Origin of the sequence: Paenibacillus sp. W2I17, from assembly GCF_030815985.1 — a bacterium.
Lineage (GTDB): Bacteria > Bacillota > Bacilli > Paenibacillales > Paenibacillaceae > Paenibacillus.
The window spans coordinates 637690-660326 of record NZ_JAUSXM010000001.1 but is presented as its reverse complement, the minus strand read 5'-3'; the positions used below and the strand labels follow the sequence as shown (position 1 = coordinate 660326).

At 47.7% G+C, this 22637-nt stretch carries 18 protein-coding genes; 4 read left to right on the top strand and 14 right to left on the bottom strand.

The features are described 5' to 3' along the window. Positions 1-14: 14 nt before the first annotated feature. Positions 15-1805, bottom strand: a complete 1791-nt coding sequence (locus QF041_RS03030) for an L-fucose isomerase (RefSeq protein WP_307411718.1) — start codon at positions 1803-1805, stop codon at positions 15-17. 415 nt (positions 1806-2220) lie between these two features. Between QF041_RS03030 and QF041_RS03025 the strand changes: the two genes are divergently transcribed. Then, the gene (locus tag QF041_RS03025; protein WP_307411715.1) at positions 2221-3237 is read left to right on the top strand and encodes a LacI family DNA-binding transcriptional regulator; all 1017 of its coding nucleotides are present in this window, start codon (positions 2221-2223) and stop codon (positions 3235-3237) included. Positions 3238-3474: 237 nt separating this feature from the next. Here QF041_RS03025 and QF041_RS03020 read toward each other — a convergent pair whose 3' ends face one another. Genes QF041_RS03020 through QF041_RS03010 form a run of 3 tightly spaced genes read right to left on the bottom strand, consistent with a single transcriptional unit; the run spans position 3475 to position 6177 of the window. Continuing rightward, positions 3475-4368, bottom strand: coding sequence for a Rossmann-fold NAD(P)-binding domain-containing protein (locus QF041_RS03020; RefSeq protein ID WP_307411713.1), 894 nt, complete (start codon positions 4366-4368; stop codon positions 3475-3477). Between the two features lie 12 nt (positions 4369-4380). After that, a complete protein-coding gene (locus tag QF041_RS03015; RefSeq protein WP_307411711.1) occupies positions 4381-5166 on the bottom strand; it encodes an SAM-dependent methyltransferase in 786 nt (261 codons plus the stop codon). Between the two features lie 30 nt (positions 5167-5196). Beyond that, the gene (locus QF041_RS03010; protein WP_307411707.1) at positions 5197-6177 is read right to left on the bottom strand and encodes a Gfo/Idh/MocA family protein; all 981 of its coding nucleotides are present in this window, start codon (positions 6175-6177) and stop codon (positions 5197-5199) included. Between the two features lie 383 nt (positions 6178-6560). Between QF041_RS03010 and QF041_RS03005 the strand changes: the two genes are divergently transcribed. Together QF041_RS03005 and QF041_RS03000 are read left to right on the top strand one after the other, a co-directional pair. Continuing rightward, complete coding sequence (locus QF041_RS03005) at positions 6561-7145, top strand: bifunctional transcriptional activator/DNA repair enzyme AdaA (protein WP_307411704.1); 585 nt, start codon at positions 6561-6563, stop codon at positions 7143-7145. Then, the gene (locus QF041_RS03000; protein WP_307411701.1) at positions 7142-7960 is read left to right on the top strand and encodes an SPL family radical SAM protein; all 819 of its coding nucleotides are present in this window, start codon (positions 7142-7144) and stop codon (positions 7958-7960) included. Before QF041_RS03005 ends, QF041_RS03000 begins: the two co-directional genes overlap by 4 nt. A 108-nt stretch (positions 7961-8068) precedes the next feature. On the opposite strand, the gene QF041_RS02995 is transcribed toward QF041_RS03000, so the two are convergent. The 6 genes from QF041_RS02995 to paiA form a co-directional block, all read right to left on the bottom strand. Further along, the gene (locus QF041_RS02995) at positions 8069-9175 is read right to left on the bottom strand and encodes a Gfo/Idh/MocA family protein (RefSeq protein WP_124115171.1); all 1107 of its coding nucleotides are present in this window, start codon (positions 9173-9175) and stop codon (positions 8069-8071) included. Between the two features lie 96 nt (positions 9176-9271). Next, positions 9272-9997, bottom strand: a complete 726-nt coding sequence (locus QF041_RS02990; protein ID WP_076217226.1) for a ThuA domain-containing protein — start codon at positions 9995-9997, stop codon at positions 9272-9274. Positions 9998-10066: 69 nt separating this feature from the next. Continuing rightward, positions 10067-11239, bottom strand: coding sequence for a Gfo/Idh/MocA family protein (locus QF041_RS02985; RefSeq protein WP_307411695.1), 1173 nt, complete (start codon positions 11237-11239; stop codon positions 10067-10069). A gap of 54 nt (positions 11240-11293) precedes the next feature. Then, entirely contained in the window at positions 11294-12343 is a 1050-nt protein-coding gene (locus QF041_RS02980; RefSeq protein ID WP_307411693.1) for a LacI family DNA-binding transcriptional regulator, read from the bottom strand. Positions 12344-12622: 279 nt separating this feature from the next. Further along, positions 12623-13705, bottom strand: coding sequence for a class II fructose-bisphosphatase (glpX, locus tag QF041_RS02975; RefSeq protein WP_036613775.1), 1083 nt, complete (start codon positions 13703-13705; stop codon positions 12623-12625). Between the two features lie 692 nt (positions 13706-14397). Continuing rightward, entirely contained in the window at positions 14398-14916 is a 519-nt protein-coding gene (gene paiA / locus QF041_RS02970; RefSeq protein WP_307411689.1) for a spermidine/spermine N(1)-acetyltransferase, read from the bottom strand. A 122-nt stretch (positions 14917-15038) separates the two neighbouring features. On the opposite strand from paiA, the gene QF041_RS02965 reads away from it, so the two are divergent. Then, positions 15039-15683 carry a YczE/YyaS/YitT family protein gene (locus tag QF041_RS02965; protein WP_307411686.1) on the top strand — a complete coding sequence of 215 codons (645 nt, stop codon included), beginning with the start codon at positions 15039-15041 and terminating at the stop codon, positions 15681-15683. An 82-nt stretch (positions 15684-15765) separates the two neighbouring features. Here the strand turns inward: QF041_RS02965 and QF041_RS02960 are convergent, their stop codons facing one another. From QF041_RS02960 to QF041_RS02945, 4 genes are all read right to left on the bottom strand, one after another. Next, positions 15766-18345: a X2-like carbohydrate binding domain-containing protein gene (locus tag QF041_RS02960; protein ID WP_307411683.1), complete on the bottom strand. Its 2580-nt coding sequence runs from the start codon at positions 18343-18345 to the stop codon at positions 15766-15768. Positions 18346-18708: 363 nt separating this feature from the next. Then, entirely contained in the window at positions 18709-19227 is a 519-nt protein-coding gene (locus QF041_RS02955; protein WP_307411680.1) for a (2Fe-2S)-binding protein, read from the bottom strand. Then, complete coding sequence (locus QF041_RS02950; protein ID WP_307411677.1) at positions 19224-21665, bottom strand: molybdopterin cofactor-binding domain-containing protein; 2442 nt, start codon at positions 21663-21665, stop codon at positions 19224-19226. Before QF041_RS02950 ends, QF041_RS02955 begins: the two co-directional genes overlap by 4 nt. Positions 21666-21698: 33 nt before the next feature. After that, positions 21699-22613, bottom strand: coding sequence for an FAD binding domain-containing protein (locus QF041_RS02945; protein ID WP_307411674.1), 915 nt, complete (start codon positions 22611-22613; stop codon positions 21699-21701). Positions 22614-22637: the final 24 nt, after the last annotated feature.

Here is a 22637-nt window from a genome sequence, read left to right as displayed (position 1 = left end):
AATGGAACTTTATTTTAACGATACAACGGACCAAATACACTGCAAGCACGGTAATCTGCACTCTCCGGCTCACTTGTGCCGAACAATCCCCATGCACGCGGACGGAAAATTTCCGTTTCAGGTACATTATGCATATTTACCGGAATGCGAAGCATAGAAGCGAGTGTAATCAGATCAGCACCGATGTGTCCATACGAGATGGAGCCATGGTTGGCGCCCCATTGATTCATGACTTCGTATACGGAAGTAAACGCTCCAGATCCGGTTAGAACAGGTGCAAACCAGGTGGATGGCCAGGTTGGGTCTGTCCGCTGATCCAGCGTATCATGCACATCTTCAGGCAGATCGACTGTGTAACCCTGAGCGATTTGCAACACTGGTCCCAGTCCTTTAACCAAATTCAGACGTGTCATCGTTACAGGCATGCCACCTTTGGTCAGGAAATCCGCTGAATAGCCGCCCCCGCGGAAATACTCTACGGATGCCGGTCTCCACGATGTTGCTTTTAAACAGTCCTGAACTTCCTCATCTGTAATTTCCCAGAATGGCTTGAGTACAGGCTTACCATCTCTGGACTGTTGCCCAGTGCCATCCAAAGCTGCGGACCCGGAGTTGATTAGATGCAGAATGCCATCCTTTGCGTTTCCTTCCAACTGGTGCCCCGTCACACGCTGTACCGAATCCGGACTCCAATACGTACGCACATCAGCAAAGATCTGTGCCGTATGTGTGAGCAGCGAACCGAATAACATCGATACCCCGTTCAGGCTGTCATTCTCCGTTGCAACCAGATAAGGCGCACGTTTGCCATTCCAGTCAAAGGAAGAGTTTAATATCGACTCCAGAAAATCTCCGTTAGGTGAATGATCCGTCCACTGCCGTTGTCCCTGGAAGCCGGATACAATCGCGTGGTGACCCATCGATTCCTCTGTAAAACCAAGCTCTGCCAATCTTGGATTGCCAGCCATCAAGTCACGCACGATTTGGGTCATTTTCACAACGGTTTCCCATTCGTACTCTTTGCGTTTGCGATCCGTTTGCAGATGGGCAGCATTGTTGTCCGGACCTTCACTACAATTCTCCTTCACCCAGGCCAGTGCGAGCTTATACTCCTCAGGATCGTAGATTTCTTCTTCGATACGACGAGTGAGTTCGCTCATATCCACATATTCGTTGCGCATGCCCAGATATTCCTGAAAAAATGAATCGTTCACAATTGAGCCTGCAATCCCCATGGATACCGATCCAATGGACAGATAGGCTTGCCCTTTCAAGGTCGCGGCTGCAAGACCCGCACGGCTGAACCGAAGCAATTTCTCACGCACGTCATCGGGAATTGTTATATCCCCTCCGTCCTGAACATCCTCTCCATAGATCCCAAAGGCCGGAATCCCCTTCTGTGCATGGGCAGAGAGAACTGCCGCCAGATATACAGCACCCGGACGTTCAGTTCCGTTAAACCCCCAGATAGCTGTTGGAGTGGATGGTGACATATCCATCGTTTCCGTACCATAACACCAGCATGGTGTCACGGTGATCGTTACGCCAACGTTGGAACGGCTGAATAGTTCTGATGCTGCGGCAGCTTCGGCAACTCCGCCAATACAGGTCTCGGCCACAACACACTCTACCGCGGAGCCGTCAGGATAACGCAGTTCAGCTGCAAGCAGTTCGGCAACAGATGTCGCCATCCGCATCGTTTGCTCTTCCAGTGACTCCCGAACACCCTTGCGTCTTCCATCAATCGTGGGACGAATACCAATCTTGGGGAAAGCCTGCTTATAACGATAATCCTGATGTGTCATACTGGAATGTCCTCCTTCAATTCGTTTCATAGAATTTGGGTTGAATTGAGAAACCTTCTGTCTGATCCATGTGCAGTGTGATTGGATTGAGATAATTGACGGAAATACAACCGATACCCGAGTGGCGCGCACGAGTTACATACACAGATTATCAAGAGCCTTACTTGTTATTGAATGCGTTTACATATTTGAAAAAATACCAATAAACCACTTCATTAATTAGCTATGTATGTAGTTCCTCTATTCAAGAAAATGGAACGTGCATGAGCAAATTTAACAAAATGGTTTATGTAGTAAAGACGTTCAGAACCCTTTAGGGTTATCGGTAACCCTAACATAGCATGAGCCTATCTTGCTGTCAATTGGCATTATCCTATAGAATGGTAAGACTATGTTGCGGAAAGGTTAGATTCTAATGATTACCATTTACGATATTGCCAAAAAAGCCAACGTCTCCGCCATGACGGTCTCCAAGGTCATTAATCATACAGGCCGCATAAGTTCCGCGACACGTGAACGTGTGCAACAGGTGATCGACGAACTGGGTTACATCCCGAACTCCAATGCACGCAGCCTTGTGCTTCAACGAACCCAGATGCTCTCCCTGCTCATTACGGATATTACCAATCCTTTTTATACAACACTGGCGCGTGGTGCTGAAGATGCAGCCCATCTTCGTGGGTACCGTCTTTTATTCGGCAATAGCGACGAGGATTACAATAAGGAAAAGGATTACGTAGATGCGATTCTGTCTACTCGCGTGGATGGTGTACTCTTTGCCCCAGCGGGAGATCGTTCTCTCCAACATCTGAAACAGCTGCAGGAACGTCACATTCCGTTTGTTTTTCTGGACCGCACCGTACCTGGCATTACGTCAGATATCATTGCCGGAGATAGCCGGGAAGGCGCAATTGAACTGATCCGATATCTGGTGCAATTGGGGCACCGGCGCATTGCACTGGTCAATGGTTCTTCGGAGGTTTCTACCGCCAGACTGCGGGAGGAAGGTTATATAGCGGGTTTGCGTGAGGTCGGAGCTGATATCGATCCCGAGCTTGTGCTTCGAACGGGATACCGGGATTTCAGCGATGAAGAGGGACTGGATCGACTACTCTCTCAACCGGATCAACCAACAGCCATTTTTGCCGCCAACAACATGCTGGCCATTGGGGTCATTCGGCTTTTGCGCAAACGAGGACTGCGTGTACCAGAAGACATTTCTGTTGTGTGTTTCGACGATCTGGATCTGGCTTCCGCCTTTGACCCTTTTCTGACCGTAGCTGCACAGCCCGCATATGATTTTGGATTTCGAGGGGTACAGATGCTGATTGACCGAATTGAGGGCAAGGCCCCTTCCGAGGCCCAAACCGTTATTCTACCATCAGAACTGCGCATACGGGCTTCGGCTGCTGCTCCACGTGAGCAAAAATAGAGTTAAGCACGTGAGTTAACTAAATATTATCGTGTAAATGATTAGTCCCACTTATCTGGATTAGGTCCCGTTCAAATTCGAAAAATGTACAACATAAAAAGGGTGCACCGGAGATTACGCTCTGGTTGCACCCTGTTTGATATTCATTCGTTAGAATGACCCGTTCGTCCGAACCGGTTGGTTCGTCAGGTTCATTCAGGTTCGGCGTTTCATTCAGTTCCATACATGCCGATATTTCTACCGCTCCGACTGTAATGCAAGAGCGACCTCACGAACGAGTCCCGGGAACCAGTCCATCAGAGGTTCGAACGTATAACCTGCTTGTTCTGCCTTGGTCGTCTCCATCGTCCATGATTGCTCGATCCCGAAGGGTGACATGTCTTCTTTCACAGTTTCCTTAAGGATCTGGGACTGCATGCCCGTGACCGTCTCGATCAGATGTATCATGGCTGACAGCGTAATCGCACCCTTGGAAGCTGCATTCACCGGACCGGTAATGGACGAATGTCCAAGCCACGCGAGAAATCTTGCCGCTTCTGTGGAATTGATGAATCCAATCTCCGCATCCGGATTTGGCATGCCAATCGGTTTTCCTTTTTGCACATGTTCAATATGAAAATGAAGTCTTCTCGTATAATCATCAATCCCGAGTACAATTGGGATGCGCATTGCCACTACCGGGAAATCTGCTTCCTGGAAAAATACAGCCTCCGCAAGCCGTTTGCCTTCTCCATACGAAAAATCCTCCGCACCCCCATACTGTAATGGATATGTATACGGGTCAAAATCCGTTTCCTTAAATCCAGGTCTGGGATCACCGTACACCGAGAGTGTGGATGTCAGAACGTATCTTTTGGTTCGTCCTGCAAAAGCTTCACATGCCGCTTTCGCCGCATCCGGTGAATAACAAATATTATCGTACACAACATCCCACAGGTCTGTCTGCGCAACCTCTGCCAGAGATTCCGGGTCTTCACGATCCATCTTGATTCGGTTGACTTCGGGTCCGAAGTCAACATCCGCTTTACCACGAGTTGCGACTGTGATCTGAGACTTCCCTTCCCACAGCAGGTGATCCACCAGACGTTTACCAAAAAAACGTGTACCCCCAAGTATAAGTACTTTATTCATCCAAAAAACCTCCTATCTTGTTCGATTATGTTTAACAATTTGAAGCATGGTGTGAGCATTCCGTTGAAACTCATATGAAGTTGGTTCTTCGGATACCGTGTACCCAAGCTCTTCAAGTATTAATTTTAATTCATCCATGTGCTTGTAACGTTCACCAGACAGTTCCACAGTTGGAAAAATACGAACCTCTCGTTTGCTCACACGCAGCAGCTCCATTATGGTTGCAACATGAAAATCAACATCCAATCGATCCGCATACGTAAACAGGAAATGGGCGGATAACGTCAGATTGAATTGTTCATCGGCAAAGGGTAGATCCGGGAGCACAGACGCTACATAACGGTCAGGAAACATTCTCATATCTGCGACGCAATCTGTGATGGCACGAGTTCGTTCTTCCTTTAACCCTTGGATTGATCCAAATTGATCCCACACATATATGCCTTGCACCGATTCCATCTGTTTCATCGTATGCTCAATGTCCTGAAATCCCTTTACTTCAAGCTCGTCGATCTCGTATTTGTAGGCAATATCTACGGCCACGGGATCAGCACCCAACTTGCGCGCCTGGCTACTGAACGAACACGCTCCACCTGGACAATCCAGAATGGACCTGCCATTAATCTCGTCCACCGTTAAGTTGAACATCTTCATATATTCCTCGAAGGTTCTTCCTATGAAAACAATTTGTTTCAGTTCCAAACCACCAGATTCATTGGACTGCTGATCTTCTCGGCTGTTCTTCTGACGCTCTCCATTGTTGCTCAGCTCATCTCTGCTCAGCTCATCTCTGCTCATCTCGTCTCAACTTCCTTTCCTGCGCTTGAATCAATCGTTAGGGAACACAAGCCCAATCTGCTTCCGAATCTGATCCATGACCTGCATCGTAACATAGGAGCGTTCATACGTGTTCATGTCAGACTCCTTTTTGCCTTCCTGAACCAGATTCACGAACTCCTCCACTTCATAATACATCGCCGGATGGTTTTGTTCGACTGTGAGCTGCTCCACCGTACCGTCATTGTATCGTATCTCTGCATGTTCAGGTGAACCAATCTTGTCAATGATGATGCTACCCAGTTCCCCCATGATTTCGCTTGGGACATGAGAGTTGGAGATTTTGGAGTACGTAACGACCGCGTCCATGCCATCATAATCCAGAAGCACACTGCCTTGTCCATCCACGCCTGATTCCAGCATCATCGCTTGGGACTGAACCCGGTTAGGTGCACCGAACAATGTAATCAACGGATAGAGACAATACACACCGAGATCCATTAACGCCCCATTAGCGAGTTCAGGCTTGAACGCATTCAGGACGATCCCCTCTTTGTACTTGTCGTAACGCGAAGAATACTGAGAGTATCCTGCTACGTATTTGCGGACAGGACCGATTTTATGCAGGCTCTTCTGCACCATTTTGAACTGGGGAACAAGGGTCGATTTCATCGCTTCCATGAGCAGAACCTCGTGTTCTCGTGCTGTATCGATTATGCTCCGAACTTCGGCGCTATTTGCAGCCAGAGGTTTCTCACACAATACATGTTTACCGTTTCTCAGAAAAAGCTCAGCCTGCTCTGCATGAACCGTATTCGGTGTTGCAATGTAGACTGCATCAATCACATCACTTGCCGCCAACTCTTCCAGATCGGTGAAGCGGTGTTCAACATCATATTTATCTGCGAATGCATTAGCCTTATCTTCAGTTCTTGAATACACGGCGGCTAATTTGAATCCATCAACCTGCACTGCGGCTTCAAGAAGCCTTTCTGTAATCCAGTTGGTACCCACTACGCCAAAACGAACCATGCTTACCTACCTCTTTCATCTATAAATTTCATTTGAGTTCTATATGAGTTCAACTAAAGAATATTTACACTTACACTCCGATGACAGAATAACCTTCCGATCGCTGTTATCCCCAGATTTTTTTAAATTCCCTTCTTCAAAGGGAAAAATCCGGGGATAAAGGCGAACGCTTCGCTTCTTCACGTTATTTCTGTCCTCTCCGTTCTCGTGTAGAAAGTTTAGTTGAACCTATATAACCTGTATACCATCCTGTATATTGTAGCTCATATTTCGTTCAGATTGAAGGAAGGTACTTTATCCCAGATATTGATATCTTGCTTTTTAAGTTGAAACTTCGTCAATCCCTTGGAATCAGGGGTATAATTAGAGATGAGGTGATCATCGTGGAAAGTCCAGATCAAGATCGCATACTGCCCAAATCTATAGATGAAAAATACTGGCATGCCATCATCAACAACGATAATTCTTATGATGGAACATTCTTTTACGGTGTGCAAACAACGGGCATTTTCTGCCGACCTTCCTGTAAGTCCAGAGCACCCAAAGCTGAAAATGTGCTGATATTTCAACATGTTGAAGAAGCATTGGCACGAAAGTTCAGACCCTGCAAACGTTGTAAACCTACAGGCGAGCGGGTACCTGATCAGGAGTGGATATACGGGATCACGGATTACATCGAACATCATTACGCCGAACCTCTAACCTTGGATGTCCTTGCCTCTGTAAGTCATGGCAGTCCTTATCATCTGCATCGTGTGTTCAAGCGGATTACAGGCCGCACACCGGTTCAATATATTCAGGATAAACGAATCACAGAAGCCCGGAAGTTGCTTGAACATACCGGACTTACCGTCACCGATATTGGCCGCCATGTCGGTATACCTAACTCAGCTTATTTCATTACTGTATTTCGCAAACACACAGGACTCACACCTGTACACTACCGCGAAAGGCATGAGAACTTATGAAGACAAATCTTACTTACAAAGTGCCCAAAACGTTACTCAACAAGGGGACAGGGTTCCTTAATGGCTATACACATACGCTGAATCCTTACACAGGCTGCGCCTTCGGTTGTTCCTATTGTTATGTCAGACAGATGCCTGTTTCCTTATTTCGCAAAGAGGATTGGGGGAGCTGGGTGGATGTGAAACAAGAGGCCTCCCGAGTGTTCGCCAAAGAGTTGCAACGTGCCCTGACCAAAGGGAAAGTCACTCTGTTCATGTCATCCAGTACCGACCCGTATCAACCCGCCGAATACAAGGAGTGTATCACGCGTTCATTGCTTGAAACCATGTTACAGTATCCGCCCGATTTTGTATTAGTCCAGACCCGCAGTCCACTCGTTACCCGGGATATAGATCTGCTACAGCAGTTAGGTGACCGGGTTCGGGTCAGCATGACGGTGGAGACGGATTTGGACGATATGCGCAAGCATTTCAGTCCTTCCGCTCCCCCAATTGCAGGCCGATTACGTGCATTGGAACAGTTGCGGGATGCCGGAATACCGACACAGGTTGCGATTGCTCCCGTATTACCCAGCAGTGAACAGTTTGCAGCCATCTTGAGACCTCTGGTTCAGCGTGTATGCATTGACGATTATTTCATGGGCGATGGCAGCGAGGGCAAGCGAACCCGGCGACTCGGCATGGAGTCGCTCTATCAAGAAGTGGGGATGGAGCATTGGTATCATCCAGATGCGTATCAGACTGTTGTACAGTGGATGAAAAACGTTTTTGCCGAAGATGAGATTTGGATCAGTCAGGCGGGATTTGAGCCCTAAATAGCTATATATAGATTTTAATTAAAAGTCTCCATTTAATAAAAAACAGCCCCTTTCCTTGTTTGAAGGAAAAGGGGCTGTTCGTTATGACATAAGCAATAATAGCTATTATTTATCCAATGTATACAATGGCAGATCCACTGGCAATGCAGCTGGGCGCTGACACGAGCTTTTCATCTGGTAGAACGTCTGCTCATCTGATGAATCGTGGAATGCCCACATGGCCTCAAGTACGTGGTATGCCAGTTCCCCACTCGCACGGTGTGCACGTCCACTTTGGGCTGCATAGGCCATATCTGCCACACCGATGCCGCGTGTATTTTCCTGATATCCTGGGAGAAGCGGAACTTCCGTCCATTCATGTTCGCCTAACAAACGGTAACGAACGGGACCCCCGAAGGTATTGGGGTCAGGTACCTGCAATGTACCGTGCGTGCCATATATCTCAATCGGTGGCAATGCACTTCCGCCAAATACGTCAAAACTTGTAATCAGTGTGCCAATGGCTCCCTGTTCAAACTGTAACAGACCGGTAACATGAGTAGGAATTTCGACGGGAACCGTCTGGCCCCTCTTTTTCTCACTCGTAATCGTCCGCTCTTCCATGGCTTTACCTGTCATACCTGCGATCGACTTGATCGGTCCCATAAGTTGAACCAATGCGGTGAGATAGTACGGACCCATGTCAAACATTGGCCCACCGCCAGAGGCATAATAAAACTCCGGATCGGGATGCCAGTGCTCATGACCACGGCTCATCATAAATGCGGTCGCCGCCACCGGCTTGCCGATCACTCCCTCCTCCACCAATTGAAGTGAAGTCTGGATGCCTGAACCAAAGAACGTCTCTGGCGCGCAGCCCACGAGCAATCCTTTACGCTTTGCTGTTTCGAGCACGGCCTGCCCTTCTTCACGGGTAACAGCGAGCGGTTTTTCTACATAAACATGTTTGCCAGATTCAAGCGCCCGCAAGCATACATCCGCATGTACGGAAGGAATCGTCAGGTTGATGATCAGCTCAATCTCGGGATCAGCCAAGATTTCGTCGACGCTGTATACGTTAGGCACGTTATAGGCTGCTGCCTGCTCCTCGGCACGTTTCCGGTCGAGATCCGCAACAGCAACAAGTTCCAGCACCTCGAACCGGTGACAGTTTTCCATATAAATACCGCTGATTTTACCGCAGCCAATAATGCCTACTTTCATTGTTTTCATACCTGGGGCTCCCTTCGCCGTGGATCAGAAATGGTTTATCCGTTGAGGATGAATGGTTAACACTGAAGTTACGTTTGCAATCCAACTACAATCTCATTAGTTTTGGTTGTCCGCCATACCTGTGTACACTTCGGTTGCTGAACTTACTCGACTCTTGGCAAGTTCTTTGCCTGCTGCTGTCCATTTGAATCCGCTGCGCATCATTTCAGTCACGGGTTTCATGTCTACAATGTCTGCATGGTGTCCCAGTGAGTTGTAGAATACCCGCCCCGCGCCCCAGCGTTTCGTCCAGACAACAGGCATATCTACGGGGCCATTCGCCGCATGCGGACCAGTCACTACTGGAAAACGAGTTGTTGCCAACACTTCCACTGCCGGGTCTACGTGCAGGTAGTACTGTTCACTTTTCACCTGAAAATCTTCAATATGATCCAATAACGGGCTAGAGCCACGCTTCATGTTTACCATGTACTCCACACCATCATTGCCTGGATGAGCAACCCATTGTCCACCCGTCATAAACTGCCAGTCTACGTTATTTCGGAAGGCATCACACATCCCGCCATGAAGACCAGCCAAGCCCACACCGCTCTGAACAGCCGCTGATACGTTATTGACCAGTTCTTGCTCAATCTGTCCCATTGTCCACAACGGCACGATCAAATCCAGACCCATCAGCTTCTCTGCATCCGCATAAGACTCCAACGTATTTGAGACTTCAACCTCAAACTGTTCTTCCTTCAAAATACGTTCAAAAATCGCTGCTACCTGCTCCGGCTCATGTCCATCCCAGCCGCCCCATACAATCAGTGCTTTACTCATCGTTTATTCACTCGCTTTCGCCTAGTTTTATGTGTTCAACCTTATTTCTGACGTCACTGTCTTGCTTGCTCACATCTCTTCAAGCGTCACCCAGCGCCGTTCTGTTACCGAACGTTCTACCGCTTCCAGTACAGCCTGACAAGCGACCCCGTCATGGAAACTCGGTGATGGTTGGCGTCCTTCAGAGATCGCTGTTACCAGCTCCAGCATTTCATGGGTGAACGTGTGCTCGAATCCAATCGTATGTCCGGCAGGCCACCAAGCTTCAGCATATTTATGTGCCGGATCGGTTGCCAGTACACGGCGGAATCCCTGTACGTCCTCTTCATCCTTTGTGAAATAGACTTCCAGTTCATTCATCCGTTCAAAATCAAATCGTACACTGCCGAGACTGCCGTTAATCTCAAACGAGTTTGTACTCCGATGCCCCGCTGCAAAACGTGTAGCCTCGAAGCTGCCCAGCGCACCTCCTGCGAATCTTGCCAGGAACAACGTAGCGTCGTCGACGGTCACTTCTCCTTTCGGTGCATTCGCATTCGAACTGCCCTTTGCACTCAGCCCGGTCATCTCCGCTGCAAGTGGTCTTTCTTTGATGAAGGTTTCGCTCATGCCGATGACTTCCTGAAATTCACCAACAAGGAAACGAGCCAGATCGATTAAGTGCGCGCCCAGATCCCCATGGGAACCGGAACCAGCCACTTCTTTTTGCAAACGCCATACCAGCGGGAACGAAGGGTCCATGATCCAGTCCTGCAAGAAAAAAGCACGGAAATGATAGATCTTACCCAGTCGTCCGCTCTCCACCAGATCCTTCGCCAATTGCACCGCTGGTGAGAAACGGTAGTTGAACCCGACCATATGTGCGACTCCAGCATCCTCTGCTGCCTGAAGCATCTCACGCGAATCCGCAAGTGACAGGGCCAGTGGTTTCTCACAAAACAGATGTTTGCCCTGACGAGCTGCTTCCAACGCAATTTCCTTATGGGCATCACTTGGCGCGTTAATATCAATCAGATCGATATCATCCCGCTTCACCAGTTCGCGCCAATCCGTTACACTTTCGGACCAGCCGAACTGGCTCGCCGCCTCTTGAACTCCCTGCTCGTTACGTCCACAGATCACAGACATCTCAGGCTGCAACGGAGCAGACGGGAAAAACATCGGCAGACTGCGATAGGCATTACTGTGGGCCTTCCCCATAAATTTGTATCCAACCATTCCGACACGAAGACGATTTGACATGGTCATTTCCTCCTTTGGAATAATAAAAAGTCTTTCAATATGTGTACCAATAAACTATTGACGGATAGAAGAAGCACGGATGATCAGTTCGGTAGGCAACAACGCTCTCGCTGATTCGGTTACCGCTACAACAGAGTTATTCGCTTTATGTGTCTCACCCACAGACCCATGCATAAGCTTCGATACAGCAAGTTCACCCATTTCAAAAAATGGAACCCTCACGCTGCTCAGTGGCGGAACCGCCATCTCGGCGGCATCAGAGTCGTCATAACCCACAAATGCCGGAAAATCCGCAGGCCCTATTCCCCGCTCACGCAAACCATGCATGACACCAATGGCCATCCGGTCATTGGCCGCAAATACAGCATCAATCTCATGTAGACGATCTGCTACAATCGCTGCCGCCTCAATGCCACTTCGTCTACTATAATTCCCCTCAAGCAATAGACTCGGGTCCAGCTCCATACCTACTTCTTGCAGGCCATGACGAACGCCTTCCATTCGCTCCTGGCTGTTGGAATAGCTGTCCGGACCATTGAGAAAAGCGATTTTGCGATATCCCTGATCCGTAAGATGACGTATGGCAAGCCTGCTTCCTTCCACGTGATCCGCATCCACTTCCGTGAACGATTGGCCCTCAAAGTGCTGATTCATAACACAGAATGGGTGTCCTTCCTGATGAAGCTGCTGCATGGCCGCCAGTTCTTCATGATCATCTCTGGCACCAAGGATAATGCAGGCGTCCACTTTCTGACGCCGGAATAGATCCGTATAATTCATCACTTCACCGGGTGTCCGGAACATAACCAACAGGTCCATGCTATTGTCTCTGGCTTTGCTTCCAATCCCACTCAGCATTTCCGAGAAGAAATACGCCGAGAACAGATGCGCCTTCGGAACATAAGGTAATACCACGCCAAGGTTCCCGCTTTTACTTCTGGCAAAACTGCGAGCAAGAGCGCTGGGCACATAGCCTAACTGTTCGGAAGCTTCAAGAACCTTGCGGCGTGTCTCTTCTTTAATAGGACCTACCCCATTAAGCACCCGGGAGACTGTCGCCTCGGAAACACCCGCAAGATCAGCCACTTCTTTACGAGATGCCATGAATATTCCCCCCCTTCTAGCTCACCTATAAATGATATAATAATTAAAAATCGATATTTATGTACGCGCGTACATTTTCTCATGCCATGTAACCGTTGTCAATGCTTTTAACACAAAAAATAATGAGGGTTTGGGTTAAACCAGGCCCTCATTATTATCTTGCCAGAGATGGTACTTTCTTTAACTCCATGCCCTGTAACCTTAAGGGTTTAAGTTACTTATCAAACTCAATACAACGATTTCAGTTGATCCTATTTGTTCAATTATGGGAAGTGCAGCTCACAACGTCGTTGTAACGCCAAGATCAACGGAGGATTGACTAAACTCAGCCTGCTCCATTGTTTTCGCATGACTCGGAATGCGATCCGAGGGTTCTGGCGTGGATTGGAGCTGTCTTACTTTGTGCAGCACTTCTTTGTTCGGCAGGAAGTGTTGGGAACGAATAAACCGAATTGTTTTGGTTTTGGCACGCATAACAATCGAATCCGTCTCGGCGCGATCATCCGCAAGATACCGTACCCCTCCCAAGATCTCACCTGGCGTCACACCTGTTGCGGCAAAAATAACATCCTCCGTGCCGATCATATCCTGCATCGTTAACACTTTGTAAGGATTATCAATTCCCATCTGCAAACAGCGCTGGAATTCGTCTGCGTTGGCAGGCATCAGACGACCTTGAATCTCACCCCCAAGGCAAGATAGCGCTGCGGCAGCCAGCACACCTTCTGGCGCTCCTCCAGATCCGACATACAGATCAATGCCCGCCTCCGGGAAGGCTGGTGCCATCGCCCCAGCAACATCACCGTCACTGAGGAACTTGATCCGCACACCGACCTTGCGCAGCGTCTTGATTGTACTCTCGTGCCGCACACGATCCAGAATCATCACAGTGAGGTCCGAGATGTTTTTGTTCAATGCGGCAGCGGCTTTCTCCAATGTGACTTCTACCGGGTCTTCAATGCTGACCTTGCCTACAAGCGCAGGACCTACCGCCAGTTTCTCCATATACATGTCCGGTGCGTGGAGCAGGTTACCTTTTCCGGCCACTGCAATAACCGATAGAGCGTTGTTCAGTCCTTTGGCCACGATTTCTGTACCTTCGAGCGGGTCTACAGCCACGTCAACCTCAGGGCCCTCAGCGTTGCCCACTTCCTCGCCGATGTACAACATGGGTGCTTCATCCATTTCTCCTTCACCGATTACCACCGTGCCGCGAATGGACACGGAATCGAACATGGCGCGCATGGCCAAAGTAGCCGCTTCATCTGCACTGTTCTTGTCGCCTCGTCCCATCCAGGGTGCTGAAGCTAACGCAGCCAATTCTGTTACTCTGACAATTTCCAACGCCAGTTCGCGTTCCATTTTTCCCACTTCCTTTCCAATTTCCAAAAGCATAACGTGAAAGCGGTACTAAATCCATCGCAAATCCATATGAAATTGATCTATAAAAGGCGTAGCAGCGCCTTTTTAACGATTTATACCTTATTTATCCAATTAATATATTGATCGATTTCGCTCCTTTTTTCGGCTGGTTTTAAGAGTCCAATCCTCCTGATTTCTCACTTGGAATATTAATTTTATTTTCCATTTTCCGCTCAAAAAACTAAATAGTTCAACATGGTGAATTAACACGTCTGTTTTATGCGCAAAAGTTCTTTTAACATGAGGTATATACAACTTATATACTGATTATTAAGAACGTAACGCTATCTAACAAACTACGAACGAAAACGATTTTCGGCTGACTGTCCAAACGTAGAAATAAACTAATAAATTGTAATGATGATCCTTAAGATCAGCCTATTACCTTCACGATTATTGAGCAAAATATTACTACCAGTTATGTATTAATCAGGCCTTTAACTTTTGCTAAAGCCATAGATACAGCTTATGAAGGTCATCGAAAATAATAAGTTTACATAATATTTATTATGTATTATTCTTCTTCAATTTCTTCATTTTATGATTCAACGGTTCTGGCGAAACATAAAAAAAGCCCGAAAGAATTCTGCTCAATAGCATTTTTCTCCCAAGCTTTTCCCTCGATGATCCAGTTACAATATCTTTTTGGTCATTATAAAATCAATCTGTTCCTCATCTCCCATGTAAAAAGCATGAGCTCCCGTCTGTACAAAACCCATCTTTTCATAAAATGCGATGGCATTTTCATTTTTCTCCCACACGCCTAACCAAATATTCGTCTTGTGATGTTCAGTTGCCATCTCTATGGCTTTTTGGAGCATCACCTTACCAAGCCCATGTTTTTGGAACTCTTTCTTAATGTATACCCGCTCGATCTCAAGGGATTCCTCCCCCATCTTCTCAGATTGAGCATCATTGATATTCACCTTCATATAACCAGCAACTTGATTGTCGACATAAATAAAAAGAAATTGTGAATCCGCCATGGACAGTTCGTTTTCTAATTGTTCCCGGTTAAACGCTTTTTCCAGATAAGCATTCATATTTTCAGGCGAATTCTGCGCTTTAAACGTTTCATTAAACGTCTCATAACTAATCTCCCGCAGTTCACACACCTGTTCAATGGTACATATCTCTATACGAATCGTCATCTATAATCACATTCCTTCATCAAGTTAATCATTTGTTGCAAATGCAATAAAAAAGTATTACATTGAATCTAACTCAATTTTGTTGTATTTGCAACATAATATAAAAGAAGAGGTTGAATGAATTGAAATATGTACTTTTTGTCGCAGGAATTCTAATCTTAACGCTTGGTATTTCCTTTACCATTCAATCTGAACTGGGTACTTCACCGTTTGACGCACTGCTGGTAGGATTGTCCCAAAATGTAGGCCTAAGTGTAGGAAGCTGGGAAGTCATCATTGCTTTCCTATTAATCGGATTCAATTCGCTGTTGAAGCAGCAAAAACCCGAACTTCTGGGGCTCATCACCGCATTCATTACAGGTATCGGGATTGATATCTGGCTTTATGTATCTGATTCCTTGATTACGCCCGAAGTTTGGTACACCAAATTAATGACTTTTGTCATTGGTTTAGTAATCATCAGTATCGGCACAGCAATCTATTTACAGACTAATTTCGCACCCATTCCGATTGACCGCTTAACATTAATCCTGCATGAAGTCACTCGAACTCCTTTATTTATGTCGAGAACATTCATTTACCTTGTATTTTTGATTCTGGCGTTTCAGCTCAGTGGGCCGATCTGGATTGGAACGTTGCTAACCGTATGTTTTGCGGGTCTACTTCTTCAGTTCATTATGGGCCATACGAAAAAGATAATAGATCGCATATTAACAGACATGGATACATCGTCGAGCACTGAGCATGAGAAAGAACATTCGATCTAACGAGTGTACACCGTCTACACAATAAAAAGCTGGATCAGAGGTTTCAACCCTGATCCAGCTCACTAAACGTTCTTTCTAACCTTTACGGCTCAATTCCCCATATCAGCTGACCGTTCACATACCCGGTGACCTTATCATGGTTTGCGAACTGACTGCCAGATGCCTTAAACGAGTAATCGTTAGTCTGGGTGTAATTCGACCAATTGTTTTTGGAAAAACGAGCTTGAACCTCTGCACTCTGGCCTGCATTCAGCGTCCCCGCAGCACTTGTAAAGCCCACTTCCAGATAATGATCGGCTCCGGCTACTGGAGTCGCAAGTTTAACGAATTGACTCGTTACATTCGCACTACCCATACTGGCCCAGTCGGACCAGAAACTCTGAGCTTCCTCCCCGTCAATTGTATAGTAATACCGGAGTTTTACATCACTTAACGGAATAGCCGAATTGCCTGAGTTGACCAATTTGAACTTGGGTGAGACGCCGTTGGTCGATGCACTCGTATTGCCGTTAAACGCTTGGATCGTCAAATCCCCGGCAGGTACAGTAACCGTGCTGTCTACTACATTCAATGTAAGTACAGCGTTATTGCCTCCATTAAAGTGAAAGGTTAATACGTTCTCGCCCAGCGGCAGTGTAGAAAGGTAGGATTGGTTCAGTACAACAGCAGAGCTGGACGCTGTATAATTCTGACCTGGTACAAGCGTAGCATTCCCCTTCGTGATGCTTGTAAGCTGACGGCCATTTAGGGTGAGAGATACGTTAATATCCTGCGCGGGATTCGTCGCTTTATCAAATGTTGCATTCACAGGAGAAATCACAGCATTCGTACCCGGTGTTGAATCCACAATTTTGACTTTTAACACAGGGTCCTGGCCTTGATTAAAATCCAGAACAATCGAATGCTCGCCAACTGGCAGTGTCGCCAGATATGCCTTTTTCAGCAGCAATGTGCTTCCGTTCAAAGTATAGTCCGTCGTTGCGGTCAATGCATTATTGCCTGCCCGGAGAGCAGTCAACGTATTGCCATTCGCATTAACGGTTACGGCTTTGTCGCTTTGATTGGGTGTGTATTTGTCAAATTCAACGTTTACAGGTGTGATGGATGCACTGGGGTTAGGATTGTTAACTTTTAGATTCGGCAGCTCATCCAACGTAATGACATAATCACTTTGATAAAGCGTTTTCAATGTTGCCGGATAATTAAAAGCAGAACTCATCAGATGCTCGCCATACCAAGGACAGAAGTACAGCCATCCTGATTTCTCCTCTGTCAGATTTTTCACGCTTGGAATCGTGTCGTTCTCCGTCATGGCTACCATTTTCGTACCGTTCGTCAACTCAACAAGCTTATAGAAAATCGAGGTAATTGCATCCTCATTCGGTACGCCTGACAAACCGTCATAACGGTTGTAGATTGTATTGTATTTATCATATCCGACAAGATCTACCTGATCATCACCCGGATACCAGGCAGGAGAAGTACTGTATACGTAGCTGTTGTAGGTCCAGATCAGATTGTGCAAGCCATACGTCTCGGTCAGTTCGGTATACAGCAGATCCCATAGCTCTTTGTACACTTCTGCGCCTGCCGAAGCCCACCAGAACCATGCACCTTCCCCGTTCAGCCCGCCGTTGCCTTCTGCTTCATGATACGGACGGAAAAGCACTGGCACATCATTATCTTGCAAAATCAGCAATTGTTCTGCCAGATCCTCGATGGTCATCATCACGTATTGATACTCTTTCGTACCGGGAATTACCGCATTTGCTGTATTAAAATTCGTTTCTGTTGGCTTGTAGGTCGCCTCTTTCCAATCCACAAAGTCCCCAAGCTCATACGTATTGAAATTACGAGGTACATTGATATGCCAGGAAGCTGTTGCAATACCTTCACGGTTATTCACCCAATCAATCATGCGATCGGTTGTACCGTCCTCCCAACCATACAACGGATTATAGTTCATCAAATCAAATCCGCGGATAGCCGGATACTTTCCGGTAAGATCATGAATCCATTCGAATTCAAGCTCCGAATCTCCGTCATTCCCTCCTCCGTAGATCTCTTGCTGACCAGAAATAATGTTGTTTCCGTATACCTCCGTTAAATAATTCATCAAAATTTGAGTTTCCGGTGTAGCTTCAGGATCAGTGAGAACTGGCTGCACATTCAGGGGATCCAGATCAGCATGATCCACTGTGAAAGTGTCAAAATAAGCGAAGCCCCATCCAGCCTTCAGCTCAATCGTATTGGCACCCTGATTCAACTTGTGAAAGCCAAAATCGAAGTCTGACCATGTTGTCGTGTAAGGCAGCATATACGCCCCTTTCGTAACACCATTCACGATTAAATTTTGTGACCTGCCATCTGCACTGAGCTCCTGCATATATCGTGTGGAGATCGCGTACATGCCGGTTTCCGGGACAGTCACTGTGAAGGTTAATGTGCCAGAGTTCTGCATCCAGACAAATCCGGCCCCTGAGAATCCGGGCTTGGGTTGCCCATAGATTGAAGTAACCACTTGAAGATCCGGGGTGAGCTGCGCATCTTCGCTTTCGATGGTGAACAATGGTGTGTCTGCATGAACGGGCGCTGTCATTAATCCAAGCAGTAGGACCAATGCCAGCATCATTGCGGTTGCTTTTTTGAGCAAATTTTTCATCAATTCCATCTTCCTTCCCAAGTGAAATATGATAATGAAATGTCAATGAACCCATTCATGATGGCGCTTTCATTTTAACCATAGCACGCACACCAATATTTGTAAATATATGGTGAATGAGAATGTTTGAAATTCTTTTGTACCAGTACTTTGAACAACATTACTCCATCGTCTCACCAATATTGAAGCCAATCGAAAACGGTTCATTATCTGACCAGATTCAGGCCTTGAACTTCATCTCCCATTAGATGACTGTACTTGGCAGAAAACCTAAAAAACAAAAAAAGCATTCCTGTATCGGATGCTTTTTCAAAGTACGTTTCTTCAATTCTCCTTGTTTTTATGTCTACGTCCTGTCCCGGTTCAACTAACGGTTTCCTCGGCAGACGTTTCCCTTATCGCACAACGTTCCCCTGCCTTGCGTACCGCCCGAATAATGCCACCGTAACCGGTACAACGACACAGATTCCCGCACAATCCCGTTTCAATCTGTTCATGAGAAGGCTCAGGATGTGCATCCAGTAATGCCTTGGTTGAGATCACCATGCCCGGAGTACAGTAGCCGCACTGGAAGCCACCTTCCTCCACAAAAGCTTGTTGGATCGGATGCAGAGTGCCTTTCTCCTCGCCGTGCAGGCCTTCAATGGTCGTAATGTCACTGCCTGCACATTGATAAGCCATGACAAGACAGGAGTTCACGGGCTCTCCATCCATCAGAACCATACATGCACCGCAGCGACCAACTTCGCAGGATACTTTGGTACCCGTTAGGTGCAAATGAGTCCGAAGCACATCGACAAGTCGGGTCGTTTGCGCGATCTCCAGATGTTTCTGTTCGCCATTCACAACGGCTGTCCAGTGATTCTCAAGTGGCTTACTCATGATGGGCTCACTCCTTCCTGCAAAGGTACATTTAAAGGTCTGACCAGTTGTTCCCTCGGTACAGGAAGACGGTTAACCCATACGCCTGTTGCCTGATGAATTGCAGCTGTTATGGCTGGCGCAAGCGCAACGGAGCCAATCTCACCGATCCCCCTAGGGCCAAACGCATCACCTTCTGGTAAGTCTTCAATAGCCTCAACCTCCAGATTGGTATGAATATCCTGTATGGTTGGGATCAGGTACGTGTCGAAGTTCGTGGTTACATAACGGCTGTCCTGCATGACCGCATCCTCCGTTAACGTGAATCCAAGCGCCATGACACTGCCGCCTTCAATCTGTCCGATATAACCCATAGGGTTGATAACTGGGCCTGCCGCAACAACATGGCGTGTATCAAGTAGCTTGGTTGCCCCTGTCAATGTATTTACTTCCACCTCTGCTGCAACCGCCGCATACGTATACAAATAATGCCCGCCTACCACATTGTCCGGCGTAGTTGGGTAATCAAACTTTGTATCGAAAATCCATTCATCGGCTTCGCCCTGCGTCGCGAGTTCGGCATACGAGATCACTAAGCCTGAAGGGGCTTCATCTTTCGCCAAGTATTGAGATGCACCTAAATAATTTTCAGCAATTTGAGTACTTTCATTCCCAACCGCAACGATCTCAGCCACTTCAATTCTTTCAGCCTTTTCTGGTGTTTCCGCTTCTGAACTTCCGGCAGGAAGCTGGCCTTTGCGCCATACACCACCAGGTCCTGTTACCAGTTCATCTGCCGGAACGCCGTACATTTCAGACGCGACAGCGAGAACACGGGAACGAAATGGAGTCTGCAATCGTTGAAGAGCCATCCATGCCATCGTTGTTGAACGTGAAGCTGTGCTTGATCCGCTGTGTGGCACACGATCCGTATCTCCAATGATGATACTGAGATCCGATGTACTGCATTGGAATAGATCACATAACATAATTTCCAGCGTTGCAACGAGCCCCTGACCAAATTCCTCGTAGCTGAACGCCACCTCAATCTTGCCTTCGTTGTTCAGGGACAGGCGGCCTCCTGCAGGATCTGGAATGCCATAACCTAGCCCTGCACCATGCATGGCGATGGCTGCTCCGACTCCGCGCTTGATCCACGGCGGCAGAGAAGGATCTGCCGGGGGACTTTGATGTTTTTGCCACAATTCGGAACGATCCAATGCCTCCCATACTTGGGACAGTCCATCTGTGACCAGAATCCGTTGATTTAGCGGCCCGGGATCATTCTTTTCCCTCATATTGCGTCTGCGGAATTCCCAAGGGTCCATGTTCATGATTGCTGCAAGCCGATCCATCTGACCTTCCATGGCAAAAATCGCCTGGTTCCCGCCAAATCCGCGAAACTCACCTGACAGCCCATTATTCGTGTATACAGATACGCCTTCCACATCCACATTCGGAATGGCGTATGGTCCAAGGCAATGCTCGGTACAGAAGTTCAGCACGGGTGCACCAAGTGTGGCGTACGCTCCTGTATCTGCTGTAATGCGGACACGGTGCGCTTGGATTATGCCTTCTCGACTCATGCCAGTCTGCATTTCAATCTTCATTGGGTGCCGTTTCAGCCCTGCACGCACGGATTCTTTGCGTGAATTATGCATTTTCACAGGACGTCCGCATCTCAAGGCCAGTAGTGCACCATAAGGCTGTACGTTAAGTTCATCTTTTCCGCCAAATGAACCACCAATCGGTGAAGACACCACCCGAATATCTTCTTCAGGACAGCCAATAATGCGCGCAAGCTGCATCCGGTCTTTATAACCATGTTGCGTTGCCGCGTATACATTCAGCCGCCCCTCTTCATCCGGGACAAACAGGCCACCTTCTGTCTCCATGTACGCATGCATCTGACGAGGCGTATAATACGTCTCTGTCACGATATGATCACACGTGGCGAAAGCTTGCTCAGCATCTCCACGTTTGATCTCCGTGCGATGCAGCACATTGCCTGGACCATGCTCATGAAGCTCTGGTGCGCCTGGAGCCAAGGCAGCGTCTGTACTATTCAGAGGTGTGAGTTCCTCATACTCTACCCGGATCGCATCCAGCGCAAGTGACGCACGTTCCGGGGAGTCCGCAGCAACCGCTGCAATGGCGTCACCGACATAACGTACAATATCCTCGCAGAACACAGGCTGATCCGGGGTCGCTATGCCAAAACGATTCAGACCAGGCACATCTTTGGAGGTCAGAACCGCATAGACACCTTCCAACGCCTCAGCTTCCGAAGTATCTATAGACAATATACGAGCATAAGGATATTCGCTTCGCAATACTCTGCCATGAATCATGTCAGGTAGCGTCATATCCGTCAGATATTGAAGCTGGCCAGTTACTTTGGGTGCCCCATCTGGCCGCAGGTGCCAGCGTTTCCCGCTCTGTTCCCGATTCAGCAGCATGATCCCTCTCCCCCTTTGTGTGATCGAAGTCTTCTATTCGTGAAGTTCTTCCCATAGGCCGGCACCAAGCATGTTGCCTGCGGTCTGTTTGCGATATTGTTCTGTTGCAAATGCATCGCCATAGGTCGTAAACTCTTCAACCACAGCAGCTGCGAGAGTCGCCGCTTGCATGACAGTAGCTTCGCTGTTAAGAAGCTGTTGTTCTGACTTCAGAAGTCGCATTGCCATGCCTGAGCCTCCACCAGCCGCAATCGCAATCTTGGTCCAGCGGTTATCCAAATCAATCTCACCGTATAACGCAACCGTCACCAGGGATGCACTGAACGTCTCCCGTCGACCCAGCTTGCGGTAAAAGGAAACTTCTCGTGCAGCAGGTCTGTGCTCACTGTTCACATCAAACATAGATGACGGTCTCATCGGGATATGAATGGAAATCAACACATCACCTGCATTCCGACTTCCATCCCGTCCACCCTGAAGCCAGGAAGACACACTGCGGATCTCAATCCCGCTGTCCGTCAACCAGTGCAGCTTCGCATCATATACAAGTAAAGCAGGCAGCGTATCCCCTACTCCGGACACAATGTTCCCGCCAATGGTTGCCACATTTCGAATGGAAGGAGCAGCAATTGCATTCACCGCTTCTTGCAGAATCGGCAGTTGATGCAGCAACGCTTGTGCAGCACATTCCTTTAATCGGGTCATTGCGCCAATGACCATCTCATCTCCACGAATAGATATACCGCTCACTTCAGGAATACGAGCCAGGCTAATCATGTGTTCAGGCGCTGGAATCAAACCACCTTCCCACTGGGTTCGCAGCAATGTTCCGCCTGCCGTGAAACAACATATTCCCTTGAGCCTTCTTCTTAACGTTTGGAGTTCTTGCAGGTTCTCAGGTTGCCATATCGATGGCATGGCTCCAGAACCGTATGCCGGTGTTACCATCGCTGCATCCCCTTTCTCTCTCTT